Genomic DNA, 23,566 nt, shown 5'->3' with positions numbered 1-23,566 from the left:
CCAGATGAGGTTCACATGACTCTCCGCATTTCGGGAAAGAGCGTCAGTGTCGGCGAGGCCCTGCGCGGCCGCGTCTCCGACCGGACCGAAGAGGTCCTGCGCAAATATTTCGACGGCAATTATTCCGGCCACATCACGCTGAGCAAGGATGGCTTCGGCTTCCGGACCGATTGCGCGCTGCATCTCGATTCGGGAATTACGCTGGAGGCCGATTCAAACGCGCCGGACGCCTATGCCAGCGCCGACCAGGCCCTCGTGATGATCGAGAAGCGGCTCAAGCGCTACAAGAGCCGGCTCAAGGACCGCTCGGCCCGCAAGGCCCATGTCGCCTCCGCCGCGCTCGCCGCCATGGATGCCACGAGCTACGTGCTGGAGGCGCCGGGCGAGGGTGAGGACGAGGACGAGGTCACCGGCTACAGCCCGGTGATCATCGCCGAGGCAACCACCTCCCTGAAGCAGCTCTCGGTCAGCGAAGCCGTCATGGAACTCGACCTCAGCGGGGCACCCTGCCTGGTATTCCAGCATGGTTCCAGCGGCCGGGTGAACATCATTTACCGCCGGGCCGACGGCAATGTGGGCTGGATCGACCCGCCCGGAGGCAAGGCAGATGGCATGCCGGGCGGTTAGGCCGCAAATTCGGGCCCCGTACGATCCGCAGGCCTTAACAATGACCGGGGCAAAGCCGCACGCAGCAGTTGGCACCGGGATTGCGTTGGAGTAGAAGCGCCCCACATCAGGACCGGGGCTAAGTCCCCCTCTTGCTTCACCTTCTTGACGCCGGCCCGGCGTGGTTTCTCTCCAAGCTGGCCAATTCGGAACCTGACGGTTTAATTCACCTCGGAAACCCTCCATGCCGATTACCGATCTGGTCGCACCCGAGGCGATTCTCCCGGCATTGAAGGTCAACAGCAAGAAGCAGGCCTTGCAGGAGCTCGCGGCCAAGGCCGCCGAGCTGACCGGGCAGAACGAGCGCTCCGTGTTCGAGGTGCTGCTGCAACGGGAAAAGCTCGGCACCACCGCGGTCGGCTACGGCGTTGCCATTCCCCACGGCAAGCTGCCCAAGCTGGAAAAGATCTTCGGCCTGTTCGCGCGGCTCGATCGCCCGATCGATTTCGAGTCGATGGACGGCCAGCCGGTCGATCTCGTCTTCCTGCTGCTCGCCCCCGAAGGCGCCGGCGCCGATCACCTCAAGGCGCTCGCCCGCATCGCCCGCCTGCTGCGCGACCAGGACATCGCCAAGAAGCTCCGCGCCTCGCGCGACGCCCAGGCGATCTATTCGGTGCTGGCCCTGCCGCCGGCGACGGCGGCGTAATCTCTCTCGCTATTGCCGACTCACGAGAGTGCGAGCGTAGCAACTCGCTCTCGTGCCCCGGACGCAGCGCAGCGCTTCTTCAGCGGTGCGCTGCTGAGCCGGGGCCTATTGTCTCCACATTGTGCGTGTCGCTTTCTGGGTCCCGGCTCGGCGTCGCGACGCTTCGCGCTGCGCCGCGTCCGGGACACGAGGGTTGAGCACGCTACAACCTCACGCTCCGTCATTGCGAGCGCAGCGAAGCAATCCAGAGTCTCTCCGCGGAAGGATTCTGGATTGCTTCGCTGCGCTCGCAATGACGACGCGGAAACGTCATCTCGCAAAATGAAAACGGGCACGCCTTCGTGCGAAGGCATGCCCGTTTGAAACTCTTTTCGTGCGACGCGCGTGCGCTCAGTGCACGCTGACGGCTTGCAGCTCGTTGCTCCAGGCGTTGGCGACTGCGGCTTCGCGGCTGTCGGTCAGCATGATCGGCGTGCCGTCGGCGGCGTGGAGTGCGAAGAGCTTGAGGCCCGGCGCAATCTTCGGAGCCTCGGGGAATAGCCCAGGCACGTCCTCGGAGCGGATCTGCTTCACATAGGCGATATGGCCTTCGCCGAGTGTTGCCAGCGTCTCCGGAGAGACATTCTTGGCTTCGTATTCGAACGCAACGTGACCTTCACTCATGGTCTCGACTCCTTCACAGAAACTAAGCGGTCGAGTCCGCTACTCGTTCCATTATTCGTGCTCATTGATAGCGATTGTCTTAACGATCCTCTCCGGTTCAGGCCGGGCAAGATCGATCGACAGCAGCCCGTTCTTCAGATCCGCACCCAGCACCAGCATCCCCTCTGCCAGCACGAAGGTGCGCTGGAAGTGGCGCGCGGCGATGCCGCGATGGATGTATTGCCGGCTCTTGTCGTCCTGCTGCCGCCCGCGGATCACGAGCTGGTTTTCCTCAATGGTTACATCGAGTTGGTCGCGGGTGAATCCGGCGACCGCCAGCGTGATGCGCAAACGCTCCGGCTGGCCGTCCGACCGGTCGCACCTCTCGATATTGTAGGGAGGGTAACCGTCGGCGCCTTTGACGACCCGATCGAGCACGCGCTCGATCTCGTCGAAGCCCAGAAGGAACGGACTGGATAACGTGGGAACACGAGACATAGTTTACAAAGTCCTCTCGAAGCGACTTTGGCATTTCAGGGCCCGTAGAGGCGCCCCTTGGTCAGCAATATGGGCATATCCCCGTGGTGGTTCAAGGACGTAGCGCGGGGCTGTGGATTCAGTCCTTCCACCGTCGCCAAGAACGCGCCCGGGACAGGCCCGGGCATGACGAATCTGACTGACGATTTATCCCAATGAAAACAGGCCCCTTCTACTGTGCACGGGGTTGTTTTCGCGTTTCTTGTTCGCTGGCCCCTCGGAGCCGATCAGGCCTCCAGCCGCGTCCGCCCGTCGCCGCTGAACAGGTGCAGCTTCGGCCGTATCGCGGCGACGCGGATTCTCGCGCCAATGGCGGGTGCCTCGGTTCCAGGAATGCGGACGATGACCTCGCCGGGCGGCAGCTCGCCGGGGTTGGCGGCGACGCGCTGCTCCTCCTGCTCGCGGGAGCCGTAGACGAAGGTTTCGGCGCCGACGCGCTCGATTGCTTCCACGGTGAGCGGAAGTGCGACGCCGCCGGCCGGGGTCTGGTCGGTGATGACGAAATCCTCCGGGCGGATGCCGAGGATGCCGGCCTCCGTCGCAGCACCATTGAGCTGCGATTTGATCTCGTCGGAGCGCGTCGACATCAGGTTCATCGGCGGTGCCCCGATGAAGGAGGCGACGAAGGTCGTGGCCGGCTTCTCGTAGATCGCCAGGGGATTGCCGACCTGCTCGACCTGGCCGCCATTCATCACGACAAGAATGTCGGCGAGTGTCATCGCCTCGAGCTGGTCGTGGGTGACGTAGATCGAGGTCGTGTTGAGCCGCCGCTGCAATTTGCGGATCTCGACGCGCATCGCGATGCGCAGCTTGGCGTCGAGATTGGAGAGCGGCTCGTCGAACAGGAACACTTTTGGTTGACGCACGATGGCGCGGCCCATCGCGACGCGCTGGCGCTGGCCGCCGGAGAGCTGGCGCGGCTTGCGCTCCAGCATCGATGTGAGCTCGAGCACGCGCGCGGCTTCCTCGACGCGGGTCTTGATCTCGGTCTCGGCCATGCCGCGGTTGCGCAGGCCGTAGGCCATGTTGTTGTAGACGCTCATATGCGGATAGAGCGCGTAGTTCTGGAACACCATCGCGATGTCGCGATCGGCGGGCTCGATCTGGTTGACGACGCGGCCGCCGATGTCGATCTCGCCGCCGGTGACGGTCTCGAGCCCTGCGACCATGCGCAGCAGCGTGGACTTGCCGCAGCCGGAGGGACCGACCAGCACGCAGAACTGCCCGTCGGCGACATCGACGTTGACGCCCTTGATGGCCTCGAAGCCGCCGGGATAGGTCTTGCGGACGTTGCGCAGGGTGACGTTAGCCATGGGTTGCACCGGCGAGTAGCGAGTAGGGAATAGCGAATGGGGATTGGTTAGCACGCAAGGCGGACGCAGCGACCCCATTCGCTACTCGCCATTCACTATTCGCCATCCTCACTTTTCCGTCTCGACCAGGCCGCGCACGAACAGCTTCTGCATGGCGACGACGACGAACACCGGCGGCAGCATGGCCAGCACGGCGGTCGCCATCACGATCGGCCATTCGGTCAGCGCGTCGGTGGTGGTGATCATCTTGCGGATGCCGACCTGGATGGTCTGCATGTCGTCGCGGGTGGTGATGAGCAGCGGCCAGAGATATTGATTCCAGCCGAGGATGAACAGGATCACGAACAACGCCGCCATGTTGGTGCGCGACAGCGGCAGCAGCGTATCCCAGAAAAAGCGCAGGGGGCCGGCGCCGTCGATGCGCGAGGCCTCCAGCAATTCGTCCGGCACGGTCATGAAGAACTGGCGGAACAGCAGCGTCGCGGTGGCCGACGCAATCAGCGGCAGCGACAGGCCGGCATAGCTGTCGAGCATGTGCAAATCGGCGACGATCTTGTAGGTCGGATAGATGCGGACCTCGACCGGCAGCATCAAGGTGATGAAGATGATCCAGAAGATCGCCATCCGGAACGGAAAGCGGAAATACACGATCGCATAGGCCGAGATGATCGAGATCGCGATCTTGCCGATTGCGATTGCCAACGCCATCACCAGCGAGTTCAGCATCATGTTGCCGACGGGCTCGCGGGTCGAGCCGCTCGTGCCGACGAAGATGGTCTGGTAGTAGACCTCGAAGAAATGCCCGCCGGGCAAGAGCGACATCTGTCCGTTCGCGATCAGCGCGTTGTCCTGGGTCGAGGCGATGATCGCGATGTAGACCGGGAACGCGACGATCGCGATCCCGATCCAGAGAATGAAATGGGCGACGTAGCGCCTGATACCCTCGTCTTCGACCATCAGTAGGTCACCTTGCGTTCGACGAAGCGGAACTGGATTCCCGTCAGCACGATGACCATGATCATCAGGATCACCGATTGCGCCGCCGAGCTGCCGAGATTGCCGCCGAGCAGGCCGTCGGAATAGACCTTGTAGACCAGCGTCTCCGTCGACTTGCCGGGACCGCCGCGGGTCATGGTGTCGATGATGCCGAACGTGTCGAAGAAGGCGTAGACGATGTTGACGACCAGCAGGAAGAAGATGGTCGGCGACAGCAGCGGAAAGGTCACGGTCCAGAATCGCCGCATCGGCCGCGCGCCGTCGATCGCGGCGGCCTCGAGCACGCTCCTCGGGATGCTCTGGAGGCCGGCGAGGAAGAACAGGAAATTATAGGAGATCTGCTTCCAGGCGGCGGCGAGGATGATCAGCGCCGCGGCCTGGTCGCCGTCGAGCAGCGGATTCCAGTCGACGCCCAGGCCGCGCAGATAGCGCGACAGCACGCCCAGCGAGGGATGCAGCATGAAGATCCAGAGCACGCCGACGACGGGCGGCGCCACCGCATAGGGCCAGATCAGGAGCGTGCGGTAGAACATCGAGCCGCGCAGCGGCTTGTCGGCCATCACGGCGAGCAGCAGCGCGAAGGACAGCGACGAGACGGCGATGGCGAAAGAGAAGAAGAAGGTCCGGACGATCGCTTCGAAATAGGCGCGATCCCTGAACAGCTCGACGTAATTGTCGAACCAGACGAAGCTCGTCGACAGACCGAAGGCGTCCTGGAGCAGGAAGGACTGGATCACCGCCTGCAGGGCCGGCCAGTAGAAGAAAATCAGGACGATCGCGAGCTGCGGCGCAACCAGCGCGTAAGGCAATAGCTTTGACTGGAAAATGGCTTGCTTTTGCATGATGTCATGGGAAGCGGCAGGCCGGGTCGCGGCCTGCCGCTTCGATGCCTTACTTCACGGCGGTCTTTTCGAACTGCCGCAGCATCGTGTTGCCGCGTTCGACGGCGGCGTCGAGCGCCTGCTTGGCGGTCTTCTTGCCGGCGAGCGCCTGCTCGATCTCTTCCGACCAGACGTCACGCAGCTGCACCATGTTGCCGAGGCGCAGACCGCGCGAGTTCGCGGTCGGCTCCTTGTTGGTCAGCTCGAGCAGCGGGGTCTCGAGATAGGGCTGATCCTTGTAGAAGCCCTCGGCCTTGGCTTTCTCATAGGCCGCCTTGGTGATCGGCAGATAGCCCGAAGCCTTGTGGATGTAGACCTGGCGATCGGTGTCGGAGAGGAAGGTCAGGAATTTCGCCACGCCCTTGTATTCCTCGGCCGACTTGCCGCCCATGACCCAGAGCGAAGCACCGCCGATGATCGAGTTCTGCGGCGCGCCCTTGACGTCGGGATAATACGGCATCGGCACGGCGGTGAAGGCGAACTTGGCCTGCGCCTTGACGTTGCCGAAGAACGCCGACGAGGTCAGGTAGATCGGACATTCGCCCGAGGTGAAGCGGCCTTCGCCGGTGTTGGTGCGGCCGGCATAGTCGTAGACCTTGGTCTTCTGGAGCTCGACCAGGGTTTCGAGATGCTTGACCTGAAGCGGTCCGTTGAACTCCAGCACGGTGTCGAAGCCGTCGAGGCCGTTGGCCTTGCTCGCCAGCGGCACGTTGTGCCAGGCGGAGAGCTGCTCGAGATTGACCCAGGTGATCCAGGAGCCCGAGAAGCCGCAGGTGTCGTGGCCTGAGGCCTTCAGCTTCTTGGCGGCCTCGAACGTTTCGGGCCAGGTCTTGGGGATCTCGACGTTCGCCTTCTTCAGCTCGTCGAGGTTGACCCACATCACGGTCGAGGACGAGTTGAAGGGGAACGACAGCATCTCGCCCTTCGACGTCGAATAGTAGCCGGTGATGGCGGGCAGGTAGATCTTGGGATCGAACTTCTCGCCGGCCTCGGCCATCAGCTTGTAGACCGGCTTCACTGCGCCGGTCGCGGCCATCATGGTCGCGGTGCCGACTTCGAACACCTGCATGATGTGCGGCGCGTTGCCGGCACGGAACGCGGCGATGCCCGCGTTCATCGTATCGGGATAGTTGCCCTTGTAGGTCGGGATGACCTTGTAGTCGGTCTGCGACGCGTTGAAGTCGGTGGCGAGCTTGACGATGACGTCGTTGTTGGCGCCGGTCATCGCGTGCCACCACTGGATTTCGGTCACGGCCAAGGCCGGAGAGGCCGACATGCCGATCGTGATTGCAAATGCGGCAGCTGCCCCAAAGTGTCGAAGAGCCATCAAGAAAACCTCCCTTGCCCGTCAATAAAGAAGCGCTTGCGCTAGCAGCGCCATATGACGTTCACATGACTGTGTAAGCGGCCGAAACGAAAGCGGCAAGCGCGGGAAAAGGGAAGCCGTCAAATAGGCGAAGACGCCGCGGGCAGCCTCCTCCGTTCGCGCTGCACATGCGTGGGTCGCGCCGCAGTGCGGCATTGGATGATGTGGGGCTGGCGAGGCCGCGGGTTCGAATACCTCTCCCGCTTGCAGGAGAGGTCGCGCCGAAGGCGCGGGTGAGGGCTCGCTCCTCTGGGGATTGTCCCATTGTGGAGACTCCCTCTCCCGCAAGCGGGAGCACACCAACGTTGACGCCCGATCCTTGTCTTATCTCAGCGCTTGCGCTCGGGACCGCAGACCGTGCCCTTCTCGACCATCGCGTCGATCTCGGCCTTGGAATATCCGAACTCGCCCAGCACCTCCGCCGAGTGCTGGCTGAATTTCGGCGGCAGGCGGCGCAGGCTCGGCTTGCTGCGATCGAGCCGGATCGGCGAGGCCACGCCCTTGTACCAATCCTTCTCGATGACATCGCCGCGGGCGATCGTGTGCGGATTGGTCAACGCCTGGTCGATCTTCTGCACGGGGCCTGCGGGCAGGCCCGCCGCGAGCAGGCGATTGCAGAGCGGCTCGGCCTCGTGCTGGCTGAACACGGCGGCCAGCTCGGCGCGCAGCGCCTCGCGATTGGCGATGCGGTCCTTGTTGCGGGCAAAGCGCGGATCGGTGCCGAGTTCGGGCTTGCCGATCTCCTTGGCGAGCTTGCGGAAGGTGCCGTCATTGCCGACGCCGATGAAGATGTTGTCGGTTTTGGTCGGGAAGATCGCGTAAGGCACGAGGTTGGGATGCTCGTTGCCGGTCAGGCCAGGGGGCTTGCCATGCATGAAATAGTTCGCGGTGTGCGGATGCATGATGGCAAGGCCGGTCTCGTACAGCGTCGTCTCCAGGAACTGGCCCTTGCCCGAGCGCTGCCGCTCCGACAGCGCCATCAGGATGCCGATCGCCGCATAGAGGCCGGTCGTGATGTCGACCAGCGGCACGCCGATCCGCATCGGTCCGCTCTCGGGCGAGCCGGTCGCCGCGATCATGCCGGTCATGGCCTGGATGATGGCGTCATAGCCGGGATTGCCGCCGCGCGGACCGTCGGCGCCGAAGCCGCAGATCCGGCAATGCACGAGGCGCGGGAATTTCTCGCGCAGCACCTCGTTGCCGATGCCCCATTTCTCCAGCGTGCCCGGCTTGAAATTCTCGATCAGGACGTCGGCCGTCTCCAGCATCTTGAGCAGCACGACGCGGCCGCCCTCGGAGGCGAGGTCGAGGCCGATCGAGCGCTTGTTGCGGTTGATGCCGATGAAATAGGCCGCGTCTTCGTCGTGGAAGGGAGGGCCCCAGTCGCGCACCTCGTCGCCGGCGGGCGGCTCGACCTTGATCACGTCGGCGCCATGGTCGGCGAGGATCTGGGTGCAGTAGGGACCGCCGAGCACGCGCGTGAGATCGATGACGCGCAGTCCGCTCATTGCACCCGTAACGGCTTCAGAACTCATGCCTTCGCTTCCCCTGTGTCGATCGTTGGTCACAGGCCTAGCGAGGTTTTTTTGCGCCAGCAATGGCTTGTTGCGTAGGGCCGCATGCACCGCTGCGCGTCAATCCCGCGGCATGGCAAAACAGGATCCGGTAAATCAAACGGAAGCGGCCGGCCCGAGGGGGATCCCGGGCCAGCCAATCCGCACTTTCGATCAGACGACCGTCAGGCGAACGTCGACATTGCCGCGCGTGGCATTGGAATAGGGGCACATCTGGTGCGCCTTCGCGACCAGCGCTTCGGCCTCGGCGCGGGCAAGGCCCGGCAGCGAGACGGCGAGGTCGATGTCGAGGCCGAAGCCGCCTTCGGAGCGCGGGCCGATGCCGACGGTCGAGGTGACGGCGGCGTCGGCGGGGACCTTCGGGCCGCCCTGCGAGGCCACGAACTTCATCGCGCCGATGAAGCAGGCGGCGTAGCCGGCCGCAAACAGCTGCTCGGGATTGTTGCCGGCGCCGCCGCCGCCGCCGAGCTCCTTCGGCGTGGTGAGCTTGACGTCGAGCGCGCCGTCGAGGGTCGCGGCATGGCCGTCGCGGCCGCCGGTGGCTTTTGCGCTGGTCTTGTACAGGACGTTCACGGACATTCTCGTCTCCCTGGGTTTCGGTGGGGTGCGATCTCTATCGCAGACAATTAGATTGTGCGCAATTGAAATTGCGGCGTCTCACATTTAATTGTTCGCAATTGAATCTACGGCCGCACGGCCCCACAATGCGGGCAAACCTCGTGAGATTCTCCATGGCTCGGAAACACTCGGCAGCGGACGCGCCGCTGCGGCTCGACAACCAGATCTGCTTCGCGGTCTATTCGGCCGCGCACGCCTTCAACCGCGTCTACAAGCCGCTGCTCGACCGCCTCGGCCTGACCTATCCGCAATATCTTGTGATGCTGGTGCTGTGGGAGCGCGACGACGTGCCGGTCAAGGACATCGGCGAGAGGCTGTTTCTGGATTCGGGCACGCTGACGCCGCTGCTCAAGCGCCTCGAGGTCGCCCACCTGGTCAAGCGCACCCGCTCGAGCGAGGACGAACGTCAGGTGCTGATCGCGCTGACGCCGCAGGGCCTCGCGCTGAAGGACAAGGCGCGCGCCGTGCCGCAGTCGATCCTGGCGGCGTCGGATTGCTCGGTGCCGGAGCTGGTGGCGATAAAAGACGAGATCGTCGCGCTGCGCGACCGGCTCAATGCGGTGATCGGGGAGTAGGGGGTTAGACGATCAGAAGTGCTTCTTCGCGAAAGCGCGTCCCGAACCCGATTTCAGGTATCGCTCGAACGCGACAGCGCGTGCGGCGTCGTCGAACGCGAAATAGGTCCGAATTCGCCAAGGCCCATATTTCGACGTGTGCGGCACCTCACCGGCATTATGCTTCGCCAAGCGGGCACGCAGGTCATCGGTGATGCCGACGTAGAAGTGCTCGGAATCGAGACTTTCGAGAATGTAGACGTACTTCATCCCGTGTCCTCCCCATGCGGGCAGGATACAAGACCAGTCTAGGGATACGATTGGGAGTTTGCCCAAGTCCGCCGTCGCCCTTCGGGCTATGGCGGGACAGCCTTCGCTCACTTCGCTACGAGAGAGAGAGCAGGGCTGGCTTGCCCAGCCGAAGCTCGCGAAGCGAGCGAAGGCTGGTGGAGCCAGGCGGGATCGAACCGCCGACCTCTTGCATGCCATGCAAGCGCTCTCCCAGCTGAGCTATGGCCCCTTAAGTCTTCCAGTGGGGAGGATCCTGGGGGATCCGTCCCGGCCGGCGAGCCCTAGGCGACTCGCGCGGTGCACCCTTTTTCACAGATCAGGGCTGATCTCAAGTCTCTTCATCGCCTCCGACATCACCAATGATGTCGGTCACGTCCTCATCGCCCTCTTCTTCGTCGGCGATGAAGGTCGAATCATCGTCATCGTCGTCGTCGAGGGTCTCGTCGACCTCGATATCGTCCTCCGATTCGGGCACGACGGCCTTGACCTTGCCGGTGTTCTCCTCGGCATCGGCCTCCTCGAGGGAGACCAACTCTTCGGCCTCCGCCGGCTCCGGCGTGGTGTCCGCCGCGGCTGCGTGGCGGGCTTCGGCGCCGCGAGTCGTGCGCGCAGGCGCCACGGGCGCGATCGGGACCACTTCGCCGGTATAGGGCGAGATCACCGGATTCTTGTTGAGGTCGTAGAACTTCTTGCCCGTGGTCGGGCAAATACGTTTGGTTCCGAGTTCGGACTTGGCCACGGCAGAGGAATCCTGGGAATGTCTGAAAAGCGGTGTTTCACTTGGCTAGTTGGCGGCCCGCTGTCAATAGCGCATTACGGGAGAAAGACATGCCGGTGACGGGGCGCGGACCATGTGGTACCTGCGCCCCAGCTCTCCGGGGCATATTCAAGGACACAATCTTGACCCATTCCGACCAACCGAGGCCGCTTCAGTCGCGCGCAAACGGTCCCCTGACCGGGAAAGTACGGGTGCCCGGGGACAAGTCGATCTCCCACCGTGCCCTCATCCTGGGCGCGCTCGCGGTCGGCGAGACCCGGATTTCGGGCCTGCTGGAGGGCGAGGACGTCCTCAACACCGCCAAATCCATGCAGGCGCTGGGTGCCAGGGTCGAGCGCACCGGCGATTTCGCCTGGAAGGTGCAGGGCGTGGGCGTCGCAGGCTTCGCCCAGCCCAAGGCGGCGCTGGATTTCGGCAATTCCGGCACCGGCTGCCGGCTGGTCATGGGCGCCGTCGCCGGCTGCCCGATCTCGGCGGTCTTCGACGGCGACGCCTCGCTGCGCAGCCGTCCCATGCGCCGGATTCTGGACCCGCTCGAGAAGATGGGCGCGAGGGTCGTCTCCGGCGGCGAGGGCGGGCGTCTGCCGCTGACCGTCCAGGGCGCGCGCGATCCGCTGCCGATCACCTACAAGACCCCGGTCGCCTCGGCCCAGATCAAATCCGCCGTGCTGCTCGCGGGTCTGGCGGCGCCGGGCACCACCACGGTCATCGAGAGCGAGGCCAGCCGCGACCATACCGAGCTGATGCTGAAGCACTTCGGCGCCGACATCACCTCCACGAAGGAGGGCCTGCACGGCCGCCGCATCACCCTCGTGGGTCAGCCCGAGCTGCATGGCGCCAATGTCGTCGTGCCCGCCGATCCCTCCTCGGCGGCCTTCCCGGTCGTCGCGGCGCTGATCGCCGAGGGCTCCGATGTCGTGCTGTCGGATGTCATGACCAATCCGCTGCGCACCGGCCTGTTCACCACGCTGCGCGAAATGGGCGCCTCGATCGAGGAGAGCGAAGTGCGCGGCGATGCCGGCGAGCCGATGGCGCAGCTGCGGGTGCGCGCGTCAAAGCTGCGCGGCGTCGAGGTGCCGCCGGAGCGCGCGCCCTCGATGATCGACGAATATCTGGTGCTGGCGGTGGCGGCCTCCTTCGCCGAAGGCACGACCATCATGCGCGGCCTGCAAGAGCTGCGCGTCAAGGAATCCGACCGCCTGGAGGCCACCGCCGCGATGCTGCGCGTCAATGGCGTCAAGGTCGAGGTCTCCGGCGACGATCTGATCGTCCAGGGCCGCGGTCACGTCCCGGGTGGTGGCACCGTCGCCACCCACATGGACCATCGCATCGCGATGTCCGCGCTGGTGATGGGCTGCGCCTCCGACCAGCCGGTGACCGTCGACGACACCGCCTTCATCGCCACCAGTTTCCCGGATTTCATTCCGATGATGCGTTCGCTTGGGGCCGAGTTTTCATGATCATCGCCATCGACGGGCCCGCGGCTTCGGGCAAGGGGACGCTGGGTAAGCGTCTCGCTCATCATTACGGCTATCGTCATCTTGATACCGGCGTGATCTATCGCGCGGTCGCCTACGCCCTGATGCAATCGGGTCATGATCTCCGCGACGAGGCGGCTGCGGTCGCCGCGGCGCTGGAACTCGATCCCGAAAAGTTCGGCGATCCTGCCCTGAAGACCCAGAAGGTCGGCGAGGGCGCCTCGATCGTCTCGGCGATCCCAAGGGTTCGTGAGGCCCTGGTCAATTTCCAGCGGCAATTCGCCGCCGATCCGCCCGGCGCCGTGCTGGACGGCCGGGACATTGGAACCGTGATCTGCCCTCATGCCGACGTGAAGATTTTTGTCGTGGCGGACCCCAAGGTTCGCGCCCGCCGCCGCACCATGGAGGCCAAGGCGCGGGGCGAGGAGGCGGACGAGGCGGCCGTGCTCGCCGACATCATCCAGCGCGACGAACGCGACAAGAACCGGCCGATTGCGCCGTTGAAACCCGCCCCCGATGCTTACTTGCTAGATAACTCCCAACTGGATATAGAAGGCGGCGTCCGGGCCGCCATCGACATTATCGAGGCCGTCCGAGCGGGCCGGTCGCGGGGTTAAGCCGCAGCCGTCATTGGAGGAAGCGCCCGCTCCCGCTCTTTGAGGTCGATACCCCCCGGTCCGCCTGTTTCGGGACCGGTGCGATCCAGGCTCCGGACAAAGATTTTCACGTATCGAACGCGCGGGCCTCAGCCGGCCCGCTTCCGCTGTTCCGGTGCCATGCCGGGGCAGCAAGCGGTCGCTCGAAGGTCTTGCGGACCTTCCGACACTGCGCGTGCGATGCGCCCATGAACCCAACGGCCGGCAAGACATCCGCAACTGGAGAACAAATGGCTTCGACTTCTGCTGATACCTATAGCCCCTCGCGCGACGATTTCGCCGCGATGCTCGACGAGTCCTTCGCAGGTGGCAACCTGCAGGAAAGCTCCGTCGTCAAGGGCAAGGTGGTTGCAATTGAAAAGGACATGGCCGTCATCGACGTCGGCCTGAAGACCGAGGGCCGCGTCGCCCTGCGCGAATTTTCCGGCCCCGGCCGTGACAGCGAGATCAAGGTCGGCGACGAGGTGGAAGTGTTCCTCGATCGCATCGAGAACGCCCTCGGCGAAGCCGTGCTGTCGCGCGACAAGGCGCGCCGCGAAGAGAGCTGGGGCAAGCTCGAGAAGGCGTTCCAGAACAACGAGAAGGTCAACGGCGTCATCTTCAACCAGGTCAAGGGCGGCTTCACCGTCGACCTCGACGGTGCCGTGGCCTTCCTGCCGCGCTCGCAGGTCGACATCCGTCCGATCCGCGACGTTGCGCCGCTGATGAACAACTCGCAGCCGTTCCAGATCCTGAAGATGGACCGCCGCCGCGGCAACATCGTCGTCTCCCGCCGCACGGTGCTGGAAGAGACCCGCGCCGAGCAGCGCCAGGAGCTGGTGCAGAACCTCGAAGAGGGTCAGGTCATCGACGGCGTGGTCAAGAACATCACCGACTACGGTGCGTTCGTTGATCTCGGCGGCATCGACGGCCTGCTGCACGTCACCGACATCGCGTGGCGCCGCGTCAACCATCCGACCGAGGTGCTCTCGATCGGCCAGACCGTGAAGGTCAAGATCATCAAGATCAACCACGAGACGCACCGCATCTCGCTGGGCATGAAGCAGCTGCTGGACGATCCGTGGCAGGGCATCGAAGCCAAGTACCCGCTGGGTGCCCGCTTCACCGGCCGCGTCACCAACATCACCGACTACGGTGCGTTCGTCGAACTCGAGCCGGGCATCGAAGGCCTGATCCACGTCTCCGAGATGTCGTGGACGAAGAAGAACATGCACCCCGGCAAGATCGTCTCGACCTCGCAGGAAGTCGAAGTGCAGGTGCTGGAAGTCGATTCCGTCAAGCGCCGCATCTCGCTCGGCCTCAAGCAGACCATGCGCAACCCCTGGGAGGTCTTCGTCGAAGGTCACCCGACCGGTTCGGTGGTCGAGGGCGAGGTCAAGAACAAGACCGAGTTCGGTCTGTTCCTGGGTCTCGAGGGCGACGTCGACGGCATGGTCCACCTCTCCGACCTCGACTGGAAGCTTCCGGGCGAGCAGGTGATCGACAACTACAAGAAGGGCGACATGGTGAAGGCCGTGGTGCTCGATGTGGACGTCGAGAAGGAGCGTATCTCGCTCGGCATCAAGCAGCTCGAAGGCGACCCCTTCGCCGAGCCGGGCGATGTCAAGAAGGGCGCGGTCGTGACCTGCGAAGTGCTCGAAGTGAAGGAGAGCGGTATCGAGGTGAAGATCGCCGGTACCGACTTCACCACCTTCATCAAGCGCTCGGAACTCGCCCGTGACCGCAACGACCAGCGCGCCGAACGCTTCGCCGTCGGCGAGAAGGTCGATGCCCGCGTGATCCAGTTCGACAAGAAGGCCCGCAAGGTCCAGGTGTCGATCAAGGCGCTCGAAGTCGCCGAAGAGAAGGAAGCCATCGCGCAGTACGGCTCCTCCGATTCGGGTGCGACACTCGGCGACATCCTCGGCACCGCGCTCAAGAACCGCGACAGCAAGTAAGCGAAACGCTCGTTTCGCCGACATCAAAGCCCCGGCGCGAGCCGGGGCTTTTTTGTTGCTCCATACTCAACTGTCGTCCCGGACAAGCGCAGCGGAGCGGAACGCCGATCCGGGACCCATACCCACAGGGAGTGGTTTGACGAAGACTCGGAGTGGGCGCCTCGCGTCACACTCCTCCCTGTGGTTATGGGTCCCTGTGTCTTGGAAGTCTGTCATGATGAGGTGGGCGGGAAGCCGTTGGGTCCTTGGCGCTTGACGCCGTGAGCCGGCTCGGTCTCCCGCCCGTTCCATCTATCAACCTGAACAGTTGCACGAGGCTGCGGCAACAGACCTCGCATCACAGGGACAGGCACCGTGATCATACCCCTTCGTTACGTCGGAATCGACGTCTCCAAACAATATCTCGATATCTTCGATGAGGGCGTAGGCGTGCCGGAGCGCATCGCCAACGCGACGCAGGCCATCACACAGATCGTGGCGCGTTGGCGATGCGATGTGCGGGTCGTCTTCGAGGCCACGGGTGTCTATGACCTCGAGCTTCGCGAGGCACTGAGTGAGGCGGGCATCCGCTTCGCCCGGATCAACCCGGCCCGGGCCCGCGACTTTGCGCGCGCCAGCGGCCAGCTCGCCAAGACCGACCCGATCGATGCGCGGATGCTGGCGGCCTTCGCGCGGGCCATGCAGCCGGCCACCGAGCCGGCCGCCAATCCCGCCCGCAATGCCTTGGCAAGGCTTGCAAAACGGCGAGATCAGCTGGTCCTGATGCGCGCCCAGGAGAAGAACCGACGCAGCGAGGCCGACGACCGCGGTATGGCCGATCGCATCGGTCGTCACATCGAGGTCCTCGACGAGGAGATCGCCGAGATCGAGGTCGACATCAAGGCACTGATCAAGGCTGAGCCGGAGATCGCGGACGATGCGCGGTTGATGCGCTCGCTCCCTGGCGTGGGTCCTGTGGCCTGCATGCAGCTGATCGCGCAGATGCCGGAGCTCGGGCAAGTCGGGCCGAAGCAGGTGGCGGCGCTCGCCGGTCTCGCCCCCTTCAACGTCGACAGCGGCGCCTTCCGTGGCAAACGAAAGATCGCCGGCGGCCGAAAGCGCGTCCGCGACGCCCTCTACATGGCGGCTCTCAACGCGGTTCGCCGCGCCGATCCGTTCAAGGCCTTCTATGCACGACTGCGCCAAGCCGGCAAACCAGCCAAGCTCGCCCTCATCGCCGTCGCCAGGAAGTTGCTGACGGTCCTCAACGCCATGATGCGCGACAGAAAGCCGTACCTGCAGACAAGGCCAACATAACAGTTGCCGGCCCCCCGTGCGCAATTGCGCACTAGGCCGGGACGACACTTGAGTGTGTGGCGGCGTCCGGGCCTACACCGCAGCCAGCCTTGTTTTCTTCAAATTGCGCCGCAATTGATGTATCCAGATAAGCCGTTGGTCACGCCGTGACGGCACAACGCGCCTGGCCTTTCATTTGGAGATATTCCGATGTCGCTCGATTCGGACATCATCGTCGATCGCCGCAGGATCCGCCGCAAGCTGACGTTCTGGCGCGTCGTGGCCGCGCTGATCGCGATCGCGGCGATTGCGGGCTTCGCGCTGATCGCGACGCCCGGTGCGCGCGGCACGTTCGCATCCGCCGGCTCGATTGCGCGGGTCCAGATCGAGGGCCTGATCCGCAGCGATTCCGATCGCACGAAGGCGCTGGAGCGGCTGGAGAATTCGCAGGCTGCCGCCGTCATCGTTCACATCAACTCGCCGGGCGGCACCACCGCAGGCTCCGAGCAGCTTTACGACTCGCTTGTCCGGCTCAAGGCGAAGAAGCCGCTCGTCGTCGTGGTCGAGGGTCTCGCCGCCTCCGGCGGTTACATCACGGCGATCGCGAGCGACCACATCATCGCGCAGCAGAGCTCGCTGGTCGGCTCGATCGGTGTGCTGTTCCAGTACCCCAACGTCACCGAGCTCCTGAAGACCATCGGCGTCAAGGTCGAGGAGGTAAAATCCTCGCCGCTGAAGGCCGCGCCCAACGGTTTTGAGCCGACCAGCCCCGAGGCGCGGGCCGCGCTCGACGCGCTGGTGAAGGATTCCTACGCCTGGTTCAAGGAACTGGTGAAGGAACGGCGTGGCATGGACGACACGCAGCTCGAGAAAGTGGCCGACGGCCGCGTCTTCACCGGACGCCAGGCGATCGATCTCAAGCTGATCGACCAGATCGGCGACGAGAAGGCTGCGGTGACCTGGCTGGTCGAGCAGAAGGGCGTCAAGAAGGGGCTTTCGGTACGCGACTACAAGCTCCAGACGCGCTTCGGCGACCTGCCGTTCCTCAGGACGGCTGCTGCCGTGACGCTGGAAGCGCTGGGTTTGGGCTCGATTGCGCATCAAATCGGGCAAACCGGCGTCGCGCAGGCCGTCGACCGGTTCGGAATGGATGGAATGCTGGCCTTGTGGCAGCCGGCTGCGTCAAACTGACGGGGCCGGGCGAGCACTCAAGGGTTTTCTCGTCTGGCGAGTGTCGGGACAGCCTGCTTTTTTGGCATTTGTCACGCATTTTCACGACGCTCAACCTTGATTTAGCGTCTTGACAGATCACGGTATTTTCACGGAAATGGTCATCCGCACGCTTCCGGGTCCTATCTCTCGATGATCAAATCCGAACTTGTTCAGCGTATCGCCGAGCACAACCCGCATCTGTACCAGCGGGATGTCGAGAACATTGTGAATGCGATTCTCGAAGAGATCGTAGCGGCTCTCGCACGCGGCGACCGCGTCGAGTTGCGCGGCTTCGGTGCCTTCTCGGTCAAGCATCGCCCTGCACGCGCCGGGCGTAATCCGCGCACCGGCGCCCATGTGCCCGTCGATCAGAAGAGCGTTCCGTTCTTCAAGACCGGCAAGGAAATGCGCGAGCGGCTGAACCGCGACCATCCGGATCCCGGCGCGGCAGACTGAGGCCGGCGTCAGGGTTTTCCGTGGTCGCGAGCGATGCGGCCGGAAGCGTGATTCAAGGCGAGCGAAGCGAGATGCGAAAGTTCCTGACCGCGCTGATCGTGATTCCGCTGGGTCTGATCCTGGTGGTGTTCGCCGTCTCCAACCGGCATTTCGTCACGGTCTCCTTCGATCCCTTTGTCTCCGACGACCCGTCATTGTCGGTCACGCTGCCGCTGTTCCTGCTGCTGATCCTGGTGGCGGCGCTCGGCGTCCTGGCCGGCGGCTGTGCCGTCTGGTTGGGCCAGCGGCACTGGCGCCGCGCGGCCCGCCGGCATGAGGCGGATGCGCGCAGCGCCCGGACCGAACTGGCCGGCCTGCGGGCCCAGACGGTCGCGGCGAAGCCCGATTCCCAGCGCCTCCCCGCCCCCGTCGGGGTGGGCCTTTACGGGCCCGTCGGGCGAGACAAGCAGCGCGCGACGTTGTAGAAGCGGCCGCAACCGAAAACCCTGCTTTCCGGCCGCGGACTTGCGGCCTTTACCTGCTTTGAGACCATGTCCCTGCTCGTCAAAATCTGCGGCCTGTCCACGCGCGAGACGCTCGAAACAGCGCTCGACGCGGGCGCCGACATGGTGGGGTTCGTGTTCTTTCCGCCGTCGCCCCGGCATCTGTCGCTGGAGCTTGGCCGCGATCTCGGCCGCCAGGTGCAGCGGCGCGCGCTTAAGGTTGCGCTCACGGTCGATGCCGATGACGCCACGCTCGACAACATCATGGACGCGCTGTCGCCGGATATTTTCCAGCTCCATGGCAAGGAGACCGTCGCGCGGCTGCGCGACATCAAGCAGAAGTTCGGCCGCCCCGTGATGAAGGCGGTGCCGGTCGCAACGTCAGCCGACCTTGCCGTGCTGCCCGGCTACGCCGCGGTCGCCGACCGCATCCTGTTCGATGCGCGCGCGCCGAAAGACGCGACGCGGCCCGGCGGCCTCGGTGCGCCGTTCGACTGGCACCTGCTCGAAAACCTCGATCTGAAATTGCCCTACATGGTCTCGGGCGGGCTTCACGCCGACAACGTCGCTGAGGCCCTTCGCGTCACCCGCGCCGGTGGCGTCGACGTGTCCTCCGGTGTCGAGAGCGCCTCCGGCGTCAAGGACCCCGAGATGATCAAGGCCTTCGTCCGCGCCGCGCGCGCCACCCAAGAGTTGAGCGTCCGATGAACATCGCCAAACCAAATTCCTACCGCAGCGGCCCCGACGAGCGCGGCCATTTCGGCATTTTCGGCGGCCGCTTCGTCGCCGAAACGCTGATGCCGCTGATCCTCGATCTCGAGAAGGCCTACACCGCGGCCAAGGCCGACCCGGCCTTCCAGGCCGAGATGAACGGCTATCTCAAGAACTATGTCGGCCGGCCCTCGCCGCTCTATTTCGCCGAGCGTCTCACCGAGCATCTCGGCGGCGCAAAAATCTACCTCAAGCGCGAAGAGCTCAACCACACCGGCTCGCACAAGGTGAACAACGTGCTCGGCCAGATCATGCTGGCGCGGCGCATGGGCAAGAAGCGCATCATCGCCGAGACCGGCGCCGGTCAGCACGGGGTCGCCACCGCGACGCTGTGCGCGCGCTTCGGTCTCGAATGCGTGGTCTATATGGGCGCCGTCGACGTCGAGCGGCAGCAGCCCAACGTCATTCGCATGGAGATGCTGGGCGCCAAGGTGGTCCCGGTGCAGTCGGGCACGCGCACGCTCAAGGACGCGATGAACGAGGCGCTGCGCGACTGGGTCACCAACGTGCACAACACGTTCTACTGCATCGGCACGGTGGCGGGCCCGCATCCCTATCCGACGCTGGTGCGCGACTTCCAGTCGATCATCGGCAACGAGACCAAGGCGCAGATGCAGGAGGTCGAAGGCCGCCTGCCGGATTCGCTGGTCGCCTGCATCGGCGGCGGCTCCAACGCGATGGGCCTGTTCCACCCCTTCCTCGACGATTCCACCGTCGAGATCTTCGGCGTCGAAGCCGCCGGCCATGGGCTGACGCAATTGCATGCGGCGTCGATCGCAGGCGGCCGTCCCGGCGTGCTGCACGGCAATCGCACCTATCTCTTGATGGATGCGGACGGCCAGATCCGGGACGCCCATTCGATCTCGGCCGGTCTCGACTATCCCGGCATCGGCCCCGAGCATTCCTGGCTGCACGAGATCGGCCGCGTGAATTATCTGTCCGCGACCGACGACGAGGCGCTGGCTGCGTTCCAGCTGCTGTCAAAGCTGGAAGGCATCATCCCCGCGCTCGAACCCGCGCATGCCATCGCCAAGGTGATGGAGCTCGCGCCGAAGCGGGCAAAAGATCACCTGATGGTCGTCAATCTCTCTGGCCGCGGCGACAAGGACGTCCCGCAGGTCGGCGACATCCTGAAGGGCAAGAGCAAGTGACCACGCGTATCGACACCCGTTTTGCCGAGCTTGCGAAGCAGGGCCGCTCGGCCTTCGTCACCTTTCTGATGGCCGGCGATCCCGATCCCGCCACCTCGCTCGAGATCATCAAGGCGCTGCCGAAGTCCGGCGCCGACGTGATCGAGATCGGCATGCCTTTCACCGATCCGATGGCCGACGGTCCGTCGATCCAGGCGGCGGGCCTGCGCGCGCTCAAGGCCGGCATGACGCCGAAGAAGACGCTCGAGCTCGTGCGCGGCTTCCGCAAGGACGACAATGCGACGCCGATCGTGCTGATGGGCTATTACAATCCGATCTACATCTACGGCGTCGACAAGTTCCTGGTCGATGCCAAGACTGCCGGCGTCGACGGCCTCATCATCGTCGACCTGCCGCCGGAAGAGGACGACGAGCTCTGCCTGCCCGCGATGAAGGCCGGCCTGAACTTCATTCGGCTGGCGACGCCGACGACCGACGACAAGCGCCTGCCGGCCGTGCTCGCCAACACCTCGGGCTTCGTCTACTACGTCTCGATCACCGGCATCACCGGGGCTGCGGCGGCGGACTCCACGGCGGTGAGCGAAGCGGTCGCCCGCATCAAGCGTCACACCAAGCTGCCGGTCTGCGTCGGTTTCGGCATCCGCACGCCGGAGACTGCGCGCGCCATCGCGTCGCATGCGAACGGCGCGGTGGTCGGCACCGCGCTGGTCGATGCGCTCAAGAACAGCCTCGATGCAGAGGGGCGGGCCACCGCCAAAACCGTTAACGCCGTCGCCGAACTGACGGCGTCCCTGGCCCAGGGCGTCAAGGGCGCGCAGCAGGCGGCGGAATAGGCCATAATTCCGCTTTTGGGGCGGACGACACGGCGGCTTGCCGGGGCAGGGTCCGGCAGCCATATATCCCTTCAGGCGGTTCCCGGAGCGGGATCGCACATCGGAGCAAACCATGAACTGGCTTACCAATGTGGTCCGGCCGAAGATCCGCAACATGCTGCGGCGGGAGACGCCGGAGAATCTGTGGATCAAGTGTCCGGATTCCGGGCAGCTCGTGTTCTACAAGGACGTCGAGGCCAACCAGTTCGTCATTCCCGGCTCGAACTACCACATGCGCATGGGCGCGGTGGCACGTCTGAAGTCGATCTTCGACAATGAGACCTGGTACGACGTCGCGCTGCCTGAGGTTACGCCGGACCCGCTCAAGTTCCGCGACGAAAAGAAATACGTCGACCGCATCAAGGATGCGCGTGCGCGCACCAACCTGAATGACGCGATCAAGGTCGGCTACGGCAAGCTCGAAGGCGCCGCCGTCGTCATCGCCGTGCAGGATTTCGACTTCATGGGCGGCTCGCTCGGCATGGCCGCGGGCGAAGCCATCGTGCGCGGACTCGAGCTCGCGGTCGAGAAGAAGTCGCCGTTCATCGTGTTCGCCGCATCAGGCGGCGCGCGCATGCAGGAAGGCATCCTGTCGCTGATGCAGATGCCGCGCACGACCGTTGCGGTACAGATGCTGCGCGAAGCAAAACAGCCCTACATCGTCGTGCTGACCAATCCGACCACCGGCGGCGTCACCGCCTCCTACGCGATGCTGGGCGACGTGCAGATCGCCGAGCCCGGTGCGCTGATTGGCTTTGCCGGCGCGCGCGTGATCGAGCAGACCATCCGCGAGAAGCTCCCGGAAGGTTTCCAGCGCGCCGAGTACCTGAAAGAGCACGGCATGATCGACATGGTCGTGCATCGCCATGAGCTGCGCCCGACCCTGGCGCGGCTCTGTCGCCTGTTGACCAAGGCTCCGGCGCTGGAGACCGCGTCGAAATCGGTGCAGCCGGTCGTCAGCCCGGCGCAGATCGTATCGGCTTCCGAGACGGCGCCGGCCGCGCCGCACGCGTGAACGCATCTCCTGACAGCGCAAAGCCGCCGCTCGGCGAATTGATCGGGCGGCTGTCGGCCCTGCATCAGAAGCGCATCGATCTCGGGCTGGAGCGGATGCACCGCCTGCTCGAGCGGCTCGGCCATCCCGAACGCAAGCTACCGCCGGTGATCCACATCGCCGGCACCAATGGCAAGGGCTCGACGCTCGCTTATCTGCGCGCGACGCTGGAAGCAGCAAACCTGCGCGTCCACGCCTACACCTCGCCCTATCTGGTTCGCATCAACGAATGTTTCCGGCTCGGCCGCCTCGGTGGCGGCGTGCTGGTCGGCGACGACGAGCTGTACGCCGCGCTGGAAGAGGTCGAGCGCGTCAATGCCGGCGAGCCTGCGACCGTGTTCGAGCTGAAGACGGCCGCCGCGTTTCATCTGTTCGCGCAGAATCCCGCCGACGCGGTGCTGCTCGAGGTCGGTCTTGGCGGACGGCTCGATTCGACCAATGTGGTCGACACGCCGGCGGCCACCGTGATCACGCCTGTTAGCATGGACCACCTGGACTTCCTCGGCGATACGCTGACCTCCATCGCCGGCGAGAAGGCGGCGATCATCAAGCGCGGCGTGCCCGTGATCTCGGCCGAGCAATCGGGCGAGGCGATGGCCGTGATCGAGGCGCAGGCCAGGCGCATGCGCGCGCCGCTGTTTGCCGCGAACGAGAGCTGGCACGTCAATGTCGAGCATGGGCGCCTGGTTTATTCCGACGATCGCGGCCTGATGGATCTCGCCGCGCCGCGCCTGTTCGGCCGCCACCAGTTCGACAATGCCGGGCTTGCGATCGCGACACTGCGCGCGATTCCGACGTTCAAGGTCAATCAGGCGGCGTTCGAGGCCGGCATCGTCGGTGCCGAATGGCCGGCGCGGATGCAGCGCATCACCTCGGGCGAGCTGCTCTCCTGGGGGCCGCAGGGCTCGGAGATCTGGCTCGACGGCGGACACAATGCGGAAGGCGGGCGCGTCGCAGCGGCCGCGCTCGGCGATCTCGAGGAGCGGGTGTCGCGGCCGCTAGTCGTGATCGCGGGCATGATGGCCAACAAGGATGCGCAAGGCTTTCTCGCCAATTTCGCCGGCCTCACCCGTCACATCATCGCGGTGCCGATTCCCGACACCGAGAATGCGATGCCGGCCGACCGCCTCGCGGACGCCGCACGCAGCCTCGGCATGCGGGTCGAGCCCGCGCCCGGCATCGAGGCCGCGCTGCGCGCCTTGTCGAAGCTCGCCTACGAGGTGCCGCCGCGCATCCTGATCACGGGTTCGCTCTATCTCGCCGGCCACGTGCTAGGCATCAACGGCACGCCTCCTGCATAAGCTCTCTTGTCCCGGACAAGGCACATCGCGCAAGCGATGCGCCGCAGAGCAGAATGCCG

At 64.7% G+C, this 23,566-nt stretch carries 25 protein-coding genes and 1 tRNA gene; 15 read left to right on the top strand and 11 right to left on the bottom strand.

Annotation, left to right across the window (positions count from 1 at the left end; genetic code table 11):
* The first annotated feature begins 15 nt into the window (after positions 1-15).
* Both hpf and ptsN read left to right on the top strand, forming a co-directional pair.
* Positions 16-627, top strand: coding sequence for a ribosome hibernation-promoting factor, HPF/YfiA family (hpf, locus tag XI09_RS24670; RefSeq protein ID WP_271569159.1), 612 nt, complete (start codon positions 16-18; stop codon positions 625-627).
* 223 nt (positions 628-850) lie between these two features.
* The gene (gene ptsN, locus XI09_RS24665) at positions 851-1,312 is read left to right on the top strand and encodes a PTS IIA-like nitrogen regulatory protein PtsN (protein ID WP_027514736.1); all 462 of its coding nucleotides are present in this window, start codon (positions 851-853) and stop codon (positions 1,310-1,312) included.
* A gap of 390 nt (positions 1,313-1,702) precedes the next feature.
* Here ptsN and XI09_RS24660 read toward each other — a convergent pair whose 3' ends face one another.
* From XI09_RS24660 to XI09_RS24625, 8 genes are all read right to left on the bottom strand, one after another.
* Positions 1,703-1,975: a DUF1150 family protein gene (locus tag XI09_RS24660; protein WP_011083553.1), complete on the bottom strand. Its 273-nt coding sequence runs from the start codon at positions 1,973-1,975 to the stop codon at positions 1,703-1,705.
* Positions 1,976-2,026: 51 nt separating this feature from the next.
* Complete coding sequence (locus XI09_RS24655) at positions 2,027-2,452, bottom strand: Hsp20 family protein (RefSeq protein WP_028133593.1); 426 nt, start codon at positions 2,450-2,452, stop codon at positions 2,027-2,029.
* 266 nt (positions 2,453-2,718) lie between these two features.
* On the bottom strand, positions 2,719-3,804 hold the full coding sequence (locus tag XI09_RS24650) for a sn-glycerol-3-phosphate import ATP-binding protein UgpC (RefSeq protein ID WP_271569158.1): 1,086 nt from the start codon (positions 3,802-3,804) through the stop codon (positions 2,719-2,721).
* 108 nt (positions 3,805-3,912) lie between these two features.
* Positions 3,913-4,761, bottom strand: a complete 849-nt coding sequence (ugpE, locus tag XI09_RS24645; RefSeq protein WP_092190339.1) for a sn-glycerol-3-phosphate ABC transporter permease UgpE — start codon at positions 4,759-4,761, stop codon at positions 3,913-3,915.
* Positions 4,761-5,642: a sn-glycerol-3-phosphate ABC transporter permease UgpA gene (gene ugpA / locus XI09_RS24640; RefSeq protein ID WP_271569157.1), complete on the bottom strand. Its 882-nt coding sequence runs from the start codon at positions 5,640-5,642 to the stop codon at positions 4,761-4,763. The genes ugpE and ugpA overlap by 1 nt, the downstream gene beginning before the upstream one ends.
* Positions 5,643-5,691: 49 nt before the next feature.
* The gene (ugpB, locus tag XI09_RS24635; RefSeq protein WP_271569156.1) at positions 5,692-7,008 is read right to left on the bottom strand and encodes a sn-glycerol-3-phosphate ABC transporter substrate-binding protein UgpB; all 1,317 of its coding nucleotides are present in this window, start codon (positions 7,006-7,008) and stop codon (positions 5,692-5,694) included.
* Between the two features lie 368 nt (positions 7,009-7,376).
* On the bottom strand, positions 7,377-8,582 hold the full coding sequence (locus tag XI09_RS24630) for a CaiB/BaiF CoA transferase family protein (RefSeq protein ID WP_271569155.1): 1,206 nt from the start codon (positions 8,580-8,582) through the stop codon (positions 7,377-7,379).
* Between the two features lie 192 nt (positions 8,583-8,774).
* Positions 8,775-9,200 (bottom strand): organic hydroperoxide resistance protein, encoded by a 426-nt coding sequence (locus XI09_RS24625; RefSeq protein WP_271569154.1) that lies wholly within the window; start codon positions 9,198-9,200, stop codon positions 8,775-8,777.
* Between the two features lie 152 nt (positions 9,201-9,352).
* Between XI09_RS24625 and XI09_RS24620 the strand changes: the two genes are divergently transcribed.
* Positions 9,353-9,814: a MarR family winged helix-turn-helix transcriptional regulator gene (locus XI09_RS24620; RefSeq protein ID WP_271569153.1), complete on the top strand. Its 462-nt coding sequence runs from the start codon at positions 9,353-9,355 to the stop codon at positions 9,812-9,814.
* A gap of 12 nt (positions 9,815-9,826) precedes the next feature.
* Here XI09_RS24620 and XI09_RS24615 read toward each other — a convergent pair whose 3' ends face one another.
* From XI09_RS24615 to XI09_RS24605, 3 genes are all read right to left on the bottom strand, one after another.
* A complete protein-coding gene (locus XI09_RS24615; RefSeq protein WP_018645072.1) occupies positions 9,827-10,063 on the bottom strand; it encodes a GIY-YIG nuclease family protein in 237 nt (78 codons plus the stop codon).
* Between the two features lie 174 nt (positions 10,064-10,237).
* Positions 10,238-10,313 (bottom strand) — tRNA-Ala (locus tag XI09_RS24610).
* Between the two features lie 99 nt (positions 10,314-10,412).
* On the bottom strand, positions 10,413-10,823 hold the full coding sequence (locus XI09_RS24605) for a TIGR02300 family protein (RefSeq protein WP_011083562.1): 411 nt from the start codon (positions 10,821-10,823) through the stop codon (positions 10,413-10,415).
* 161 nt (positions 10,824-10,984) lie between these two features.
* Here XI09_RS24605 and aroA point away from each other — a divergent pair, with 161 nt between their 5' ends.
* From aroA to XI09_RS24545, 12 genes are all read left to right on the top strand, one after another.
* On the top strand, positions 10,985-12,322 hold the full coding sequence (gene aroA, locus XI09_RS24600) for a 3-phosphoshikimate 1-carboxyvinyltransferase (protein ID WP_271569152.1): 1,338 nt from the start codon (positions 10,985-10,987) through the stop codon (positions 12,320-12,322).
* The gene (cmk, locus tag XI09_RS24595) at positions 12,319-12,957 is read left to right on the top strand and encodes a (d)CMP kinase (protein WP_092190353.1); all 639 of its coding nucleotides are present in this window, start codon (positions 12,319-12,321) and stop codon (positions 12,955-12,957) included. Before aroA ends, cmk begins: the two co-directional genes overlap by 4 nt.
* A 269-nt stretch (positions 12,958-13,226) precedes the next feature.
* A complete protein-coding gene (gene rpsA, locus XI09_RS24590) occupies positions 13,227-14,933 on the top strand; it encodes a 30S ribosomal protein S1 (RefSeq protein WP_027546860.1) in 1,707 nt (568 codons plus the stop codon).
* 354 nt (positions 14,934-15,287) lie between these two features.
* A complete protein-coding gene (locus tag XI09_RS24585; protein ID WP_271569151.1) occupies positions 15,288-16,229 on the top strand; it encodes a transposase in 942 nt (313 codons plus the stop codon).
* 189 nt (positions 16,230-16,418) lie between these two features.
* Positions 16,419-17,399 (top strand): signal peptide peptidase SppA, encoded by a 981-nt coding sequence (gene sppA, locus XI09_RS24580; RefSeq protein ID WP_271569150.1) that lies wholly within the window; start codon positions 16,419-16,421, stop codon positions 17,397-17,399.
* A gap of 171 nt (positions 17,400-17,570) precedes the next feature.
* Positions 17,571-17,876, top strand: coding sequence for an integration host factor subunit beta (locus tag XI09_RS24575; RefSeq protein WP_008539997.1), 306 nt, complete (start codon positions 17,571-17,573; stop codon positions 17,874-17,876).
* 71 nt (positions 17,877-17,947) lie between these two features.
* A complete protein-coding gene (locus tag XI09_RS24570) occupies positions 17,948-18,340 on the top strand; it encodes a lipopolysaccharide assembly protein LapA domain-containing protein (RefSeq protein WP_271569149.1) in 393 nt (130 codons plus the stop codon).
* A 66-nt stretch (positions 18,341-18,406) separates the two neighbouring features.
* Positions 18,407-19,066 (top strand): phosphoribosylanthranilate isomerase, encoded by a 660-nt coding sequence (locus XI09_RS24565; RefSeq protein ID WP_271569148.1) that lies wholly within the window; start codon positions 18,407-18,409, stop codon positions 19,064-19,066.
* Positions 19,063-20,280 (top strand): tryptophan synthase subunit beta, encoded by a 1,218-nt coding sequence (gene trpB, locus XI09_RS24560; RefSeq protein ID WP_271569147.1) that lies wholly within the window; start codon positions 19,063-19,065, stop codon positions 20,278-20,280. Before XI09_RS24565 ends, trpB begins: the two co-directional genes overlap by 4 nt.
* Complete coding sequence (gene trpA / locus XI09_RS24555) at positions 20,277-21,113, top strand: tryptophan synthase subunit alpha (protein ID WP_271569146.1); 837 nt, start codon at positions 20,277-20,279, stop codon at positions 21,111-21,113. Before trpB ends, trpA begins: the two co-directional genes overlap by 4 nt.
* Positions 21,114-21,225: 112 nt before the next feature.
* Positions 21,226-22,167 carry an acetyl-CoA carboxylase, carboxyltransferase subunit beta gene (gene accD / locus XI09_RS24550; RefSeq protein WP_027546854.1) on the top strand — a complete coding sequence of 314 codons (942 nt, stop codon included), beginning with the start codon at positions 21,226-21,228 and terminating at the stop codon, positions 22,165-22,167.
* Positions 22,164-23,507: a bifunctional folylpolyglutamate synthase/dihydrofolate synthase gene (locus XI09_RS24545; protein ID WP_271569145.1), complete on the top strand. Its 1,344-nt coding sequence runs from the start codon at positions 22,164-22,166 to the stop codon at positions 23,505-23,507. Before accD ends, XI09_RS24545 begins: the two co-directional genes overlap by 4 nt.
* Positions 23,508-23,566 lie beyond the last annotated feature (59 nt).

This window comes from Bradyrhizobium sp. CCBAU 11386 (genome assembly GCF_028128955.1).
Taxonomy (GTDB): Bacteria; Pseudomonadota; Alphaproteobacteria; order Rhizobiales; family Xanthobacteraceae; genus Bradyrhizobium.
This window is presented reverse-complemented; position numbering and strand designations above follow the sequence as displayed.

What these genes read in the sequence shown, in the direction of transcription:
- ugpA (WP_271569157.1), bottom strand. Translation starts at nt 5,642, where the DNA reads ATGCAAAAGCAAGCCATTTTCCAGTCAAAGCTATTGCCTTACGCGCTG.
- ugpB (WP_271569156.1), bottom strand. Translation starts at nt 7,008, where the DNA reads ATGGCTCTTCGACACTTTGGGGCAGCTGCCGCATTTGCAATCACGATC.
- ptsN (WP_027514736.1), top strand. Translation starts at nt 851, where the DNA reads ATGCCGATTACCGATCTGGTCGCACCCGAGGCGATTCTCCCGGCATTG.
- XI09_RS24650 (WP_271569158.1), bottom strand. Translation starts at nt 3,804, where the DNA reads ATGGCTAACGTCACCCTGCGCAACGTCCGCAAGACCTATCCCGGCGGC.
- hpf (WP_271569159.1), top strand. Translation starts at nt 16, where the DNA reads ATGACTCTCCGCATTTCGGGAAAGAGCGTCAGTGTCGGCGAGGCCCTG.
- trpB (WP_271569147.1), top strand. Translation starts at nt 19,063, where the DNA reads ATGAACATCGCCAAACCAAATTCCTACCGCAGCGGCCCCGACGAGCGC.
- XI09_RS24625 (WP_271569154.1), bottom strand. Translation starts at nt 9,200, where the DNA reads ATGTCCGTGAACGTCCTGTACAAGACCAGCGCAAAAGCCACCGGCGGC.
- XI09_RS24630 (WP_271569155.1), bottom strand. Translation starts at nt 8,582, where the DNA reads ATGAGTTCTGAAGCCGTTACGGGTGCAATGAGCGGACTGCGCGTCATC.
- cmk (WP_092190353.1), top strand. Translation starts at nt 12,319, where the DNA reads ATGATCATCGCCATCGACGGGCCCGCGGCTTCGGGCAAGGGGACGCTG.
- XI09_RS24575 (WP_008539997.1), top strand. Translation starts at nt 17,571, where the DNA reads ATGATCAAATCCGAACTTGTTCAGCGTATCGCCGAGCACAACCCGCAT.
- XI09_RS24615 (WP_018645072.1), bottom strand. Translation starts at nt 10,063, where the DNA reads ATGAAGTACGTCTACATTCTCGAAAGTCTCGATTCCGAGCACTTCTAC.
- XI09_RS24620 (WP_271569153.1), top strand. Translation starts at nt 9,353, where the DNA reads ATGGCTCGGAAACACTCGGCAGCGGACGCGCCGCTGCGGCTCGACAAC.
- XI09_RS24565 (WP_271569148.1), top strand. Translation starts at nt 18,407, where the DNA reads ATGTCCCTGCTCGTCAAAATCTGCGGCCTGTCCACGCGCGAGACGCTC.
- ugpE (WP_092190339.1), bottom strand. Translation starts at nt 4,761, where the DNA reads ATGGTCGAAGACGAGGGTATCAGGCGCTACGTCGCCCATTTCATTCTC.
- rpsA (WP_027546860.1), top strand. Translation starts at nt 13,227, where the DNA reads ATGGCTTCGACTTCTGCTGATACCTATAGCCCCTCGCGCGACGATTTC.
- sppA (WP_271569150.1), top strand. Translation starts at nt 16,419, where the DNA reads ATGTCGCTCGATTCGGACATCATCGTCGATCGCCGCAGGATCCGCCGC.
- XI09_RS24570 (WP_271569149.1), top strand. Translation starts at nt 17,948, where the DNA reads ATGCGAAAGTTCCTGACCGCGCTGATCGTGATTCCGCTGGGTCTGATC.
- accD (WP_027546854.1), top strand. Translation starts at nt 21,226, where the DNA reads ATGAACTGGCTTACCAATGTGGTCCGGCCGAAGATCCGCAACATGCTG.
- XI09_RS24655 (WP_028133593.1), bottom strand. Translation starts at nt 2,452, where the DNA reads ATGTCTCGTGTTCCCACGTTATCCAGTCCGTTCCTTCTGGGCTTCGAC.
- XI09_RS24660 (WP_011083553.1), bottom strand. Translation starts at nt 1,975, where the DNA reads ATGAGTGAAGGTCACGTTGCGTTCGAATACGAAGCCAAGAATGTCTCT.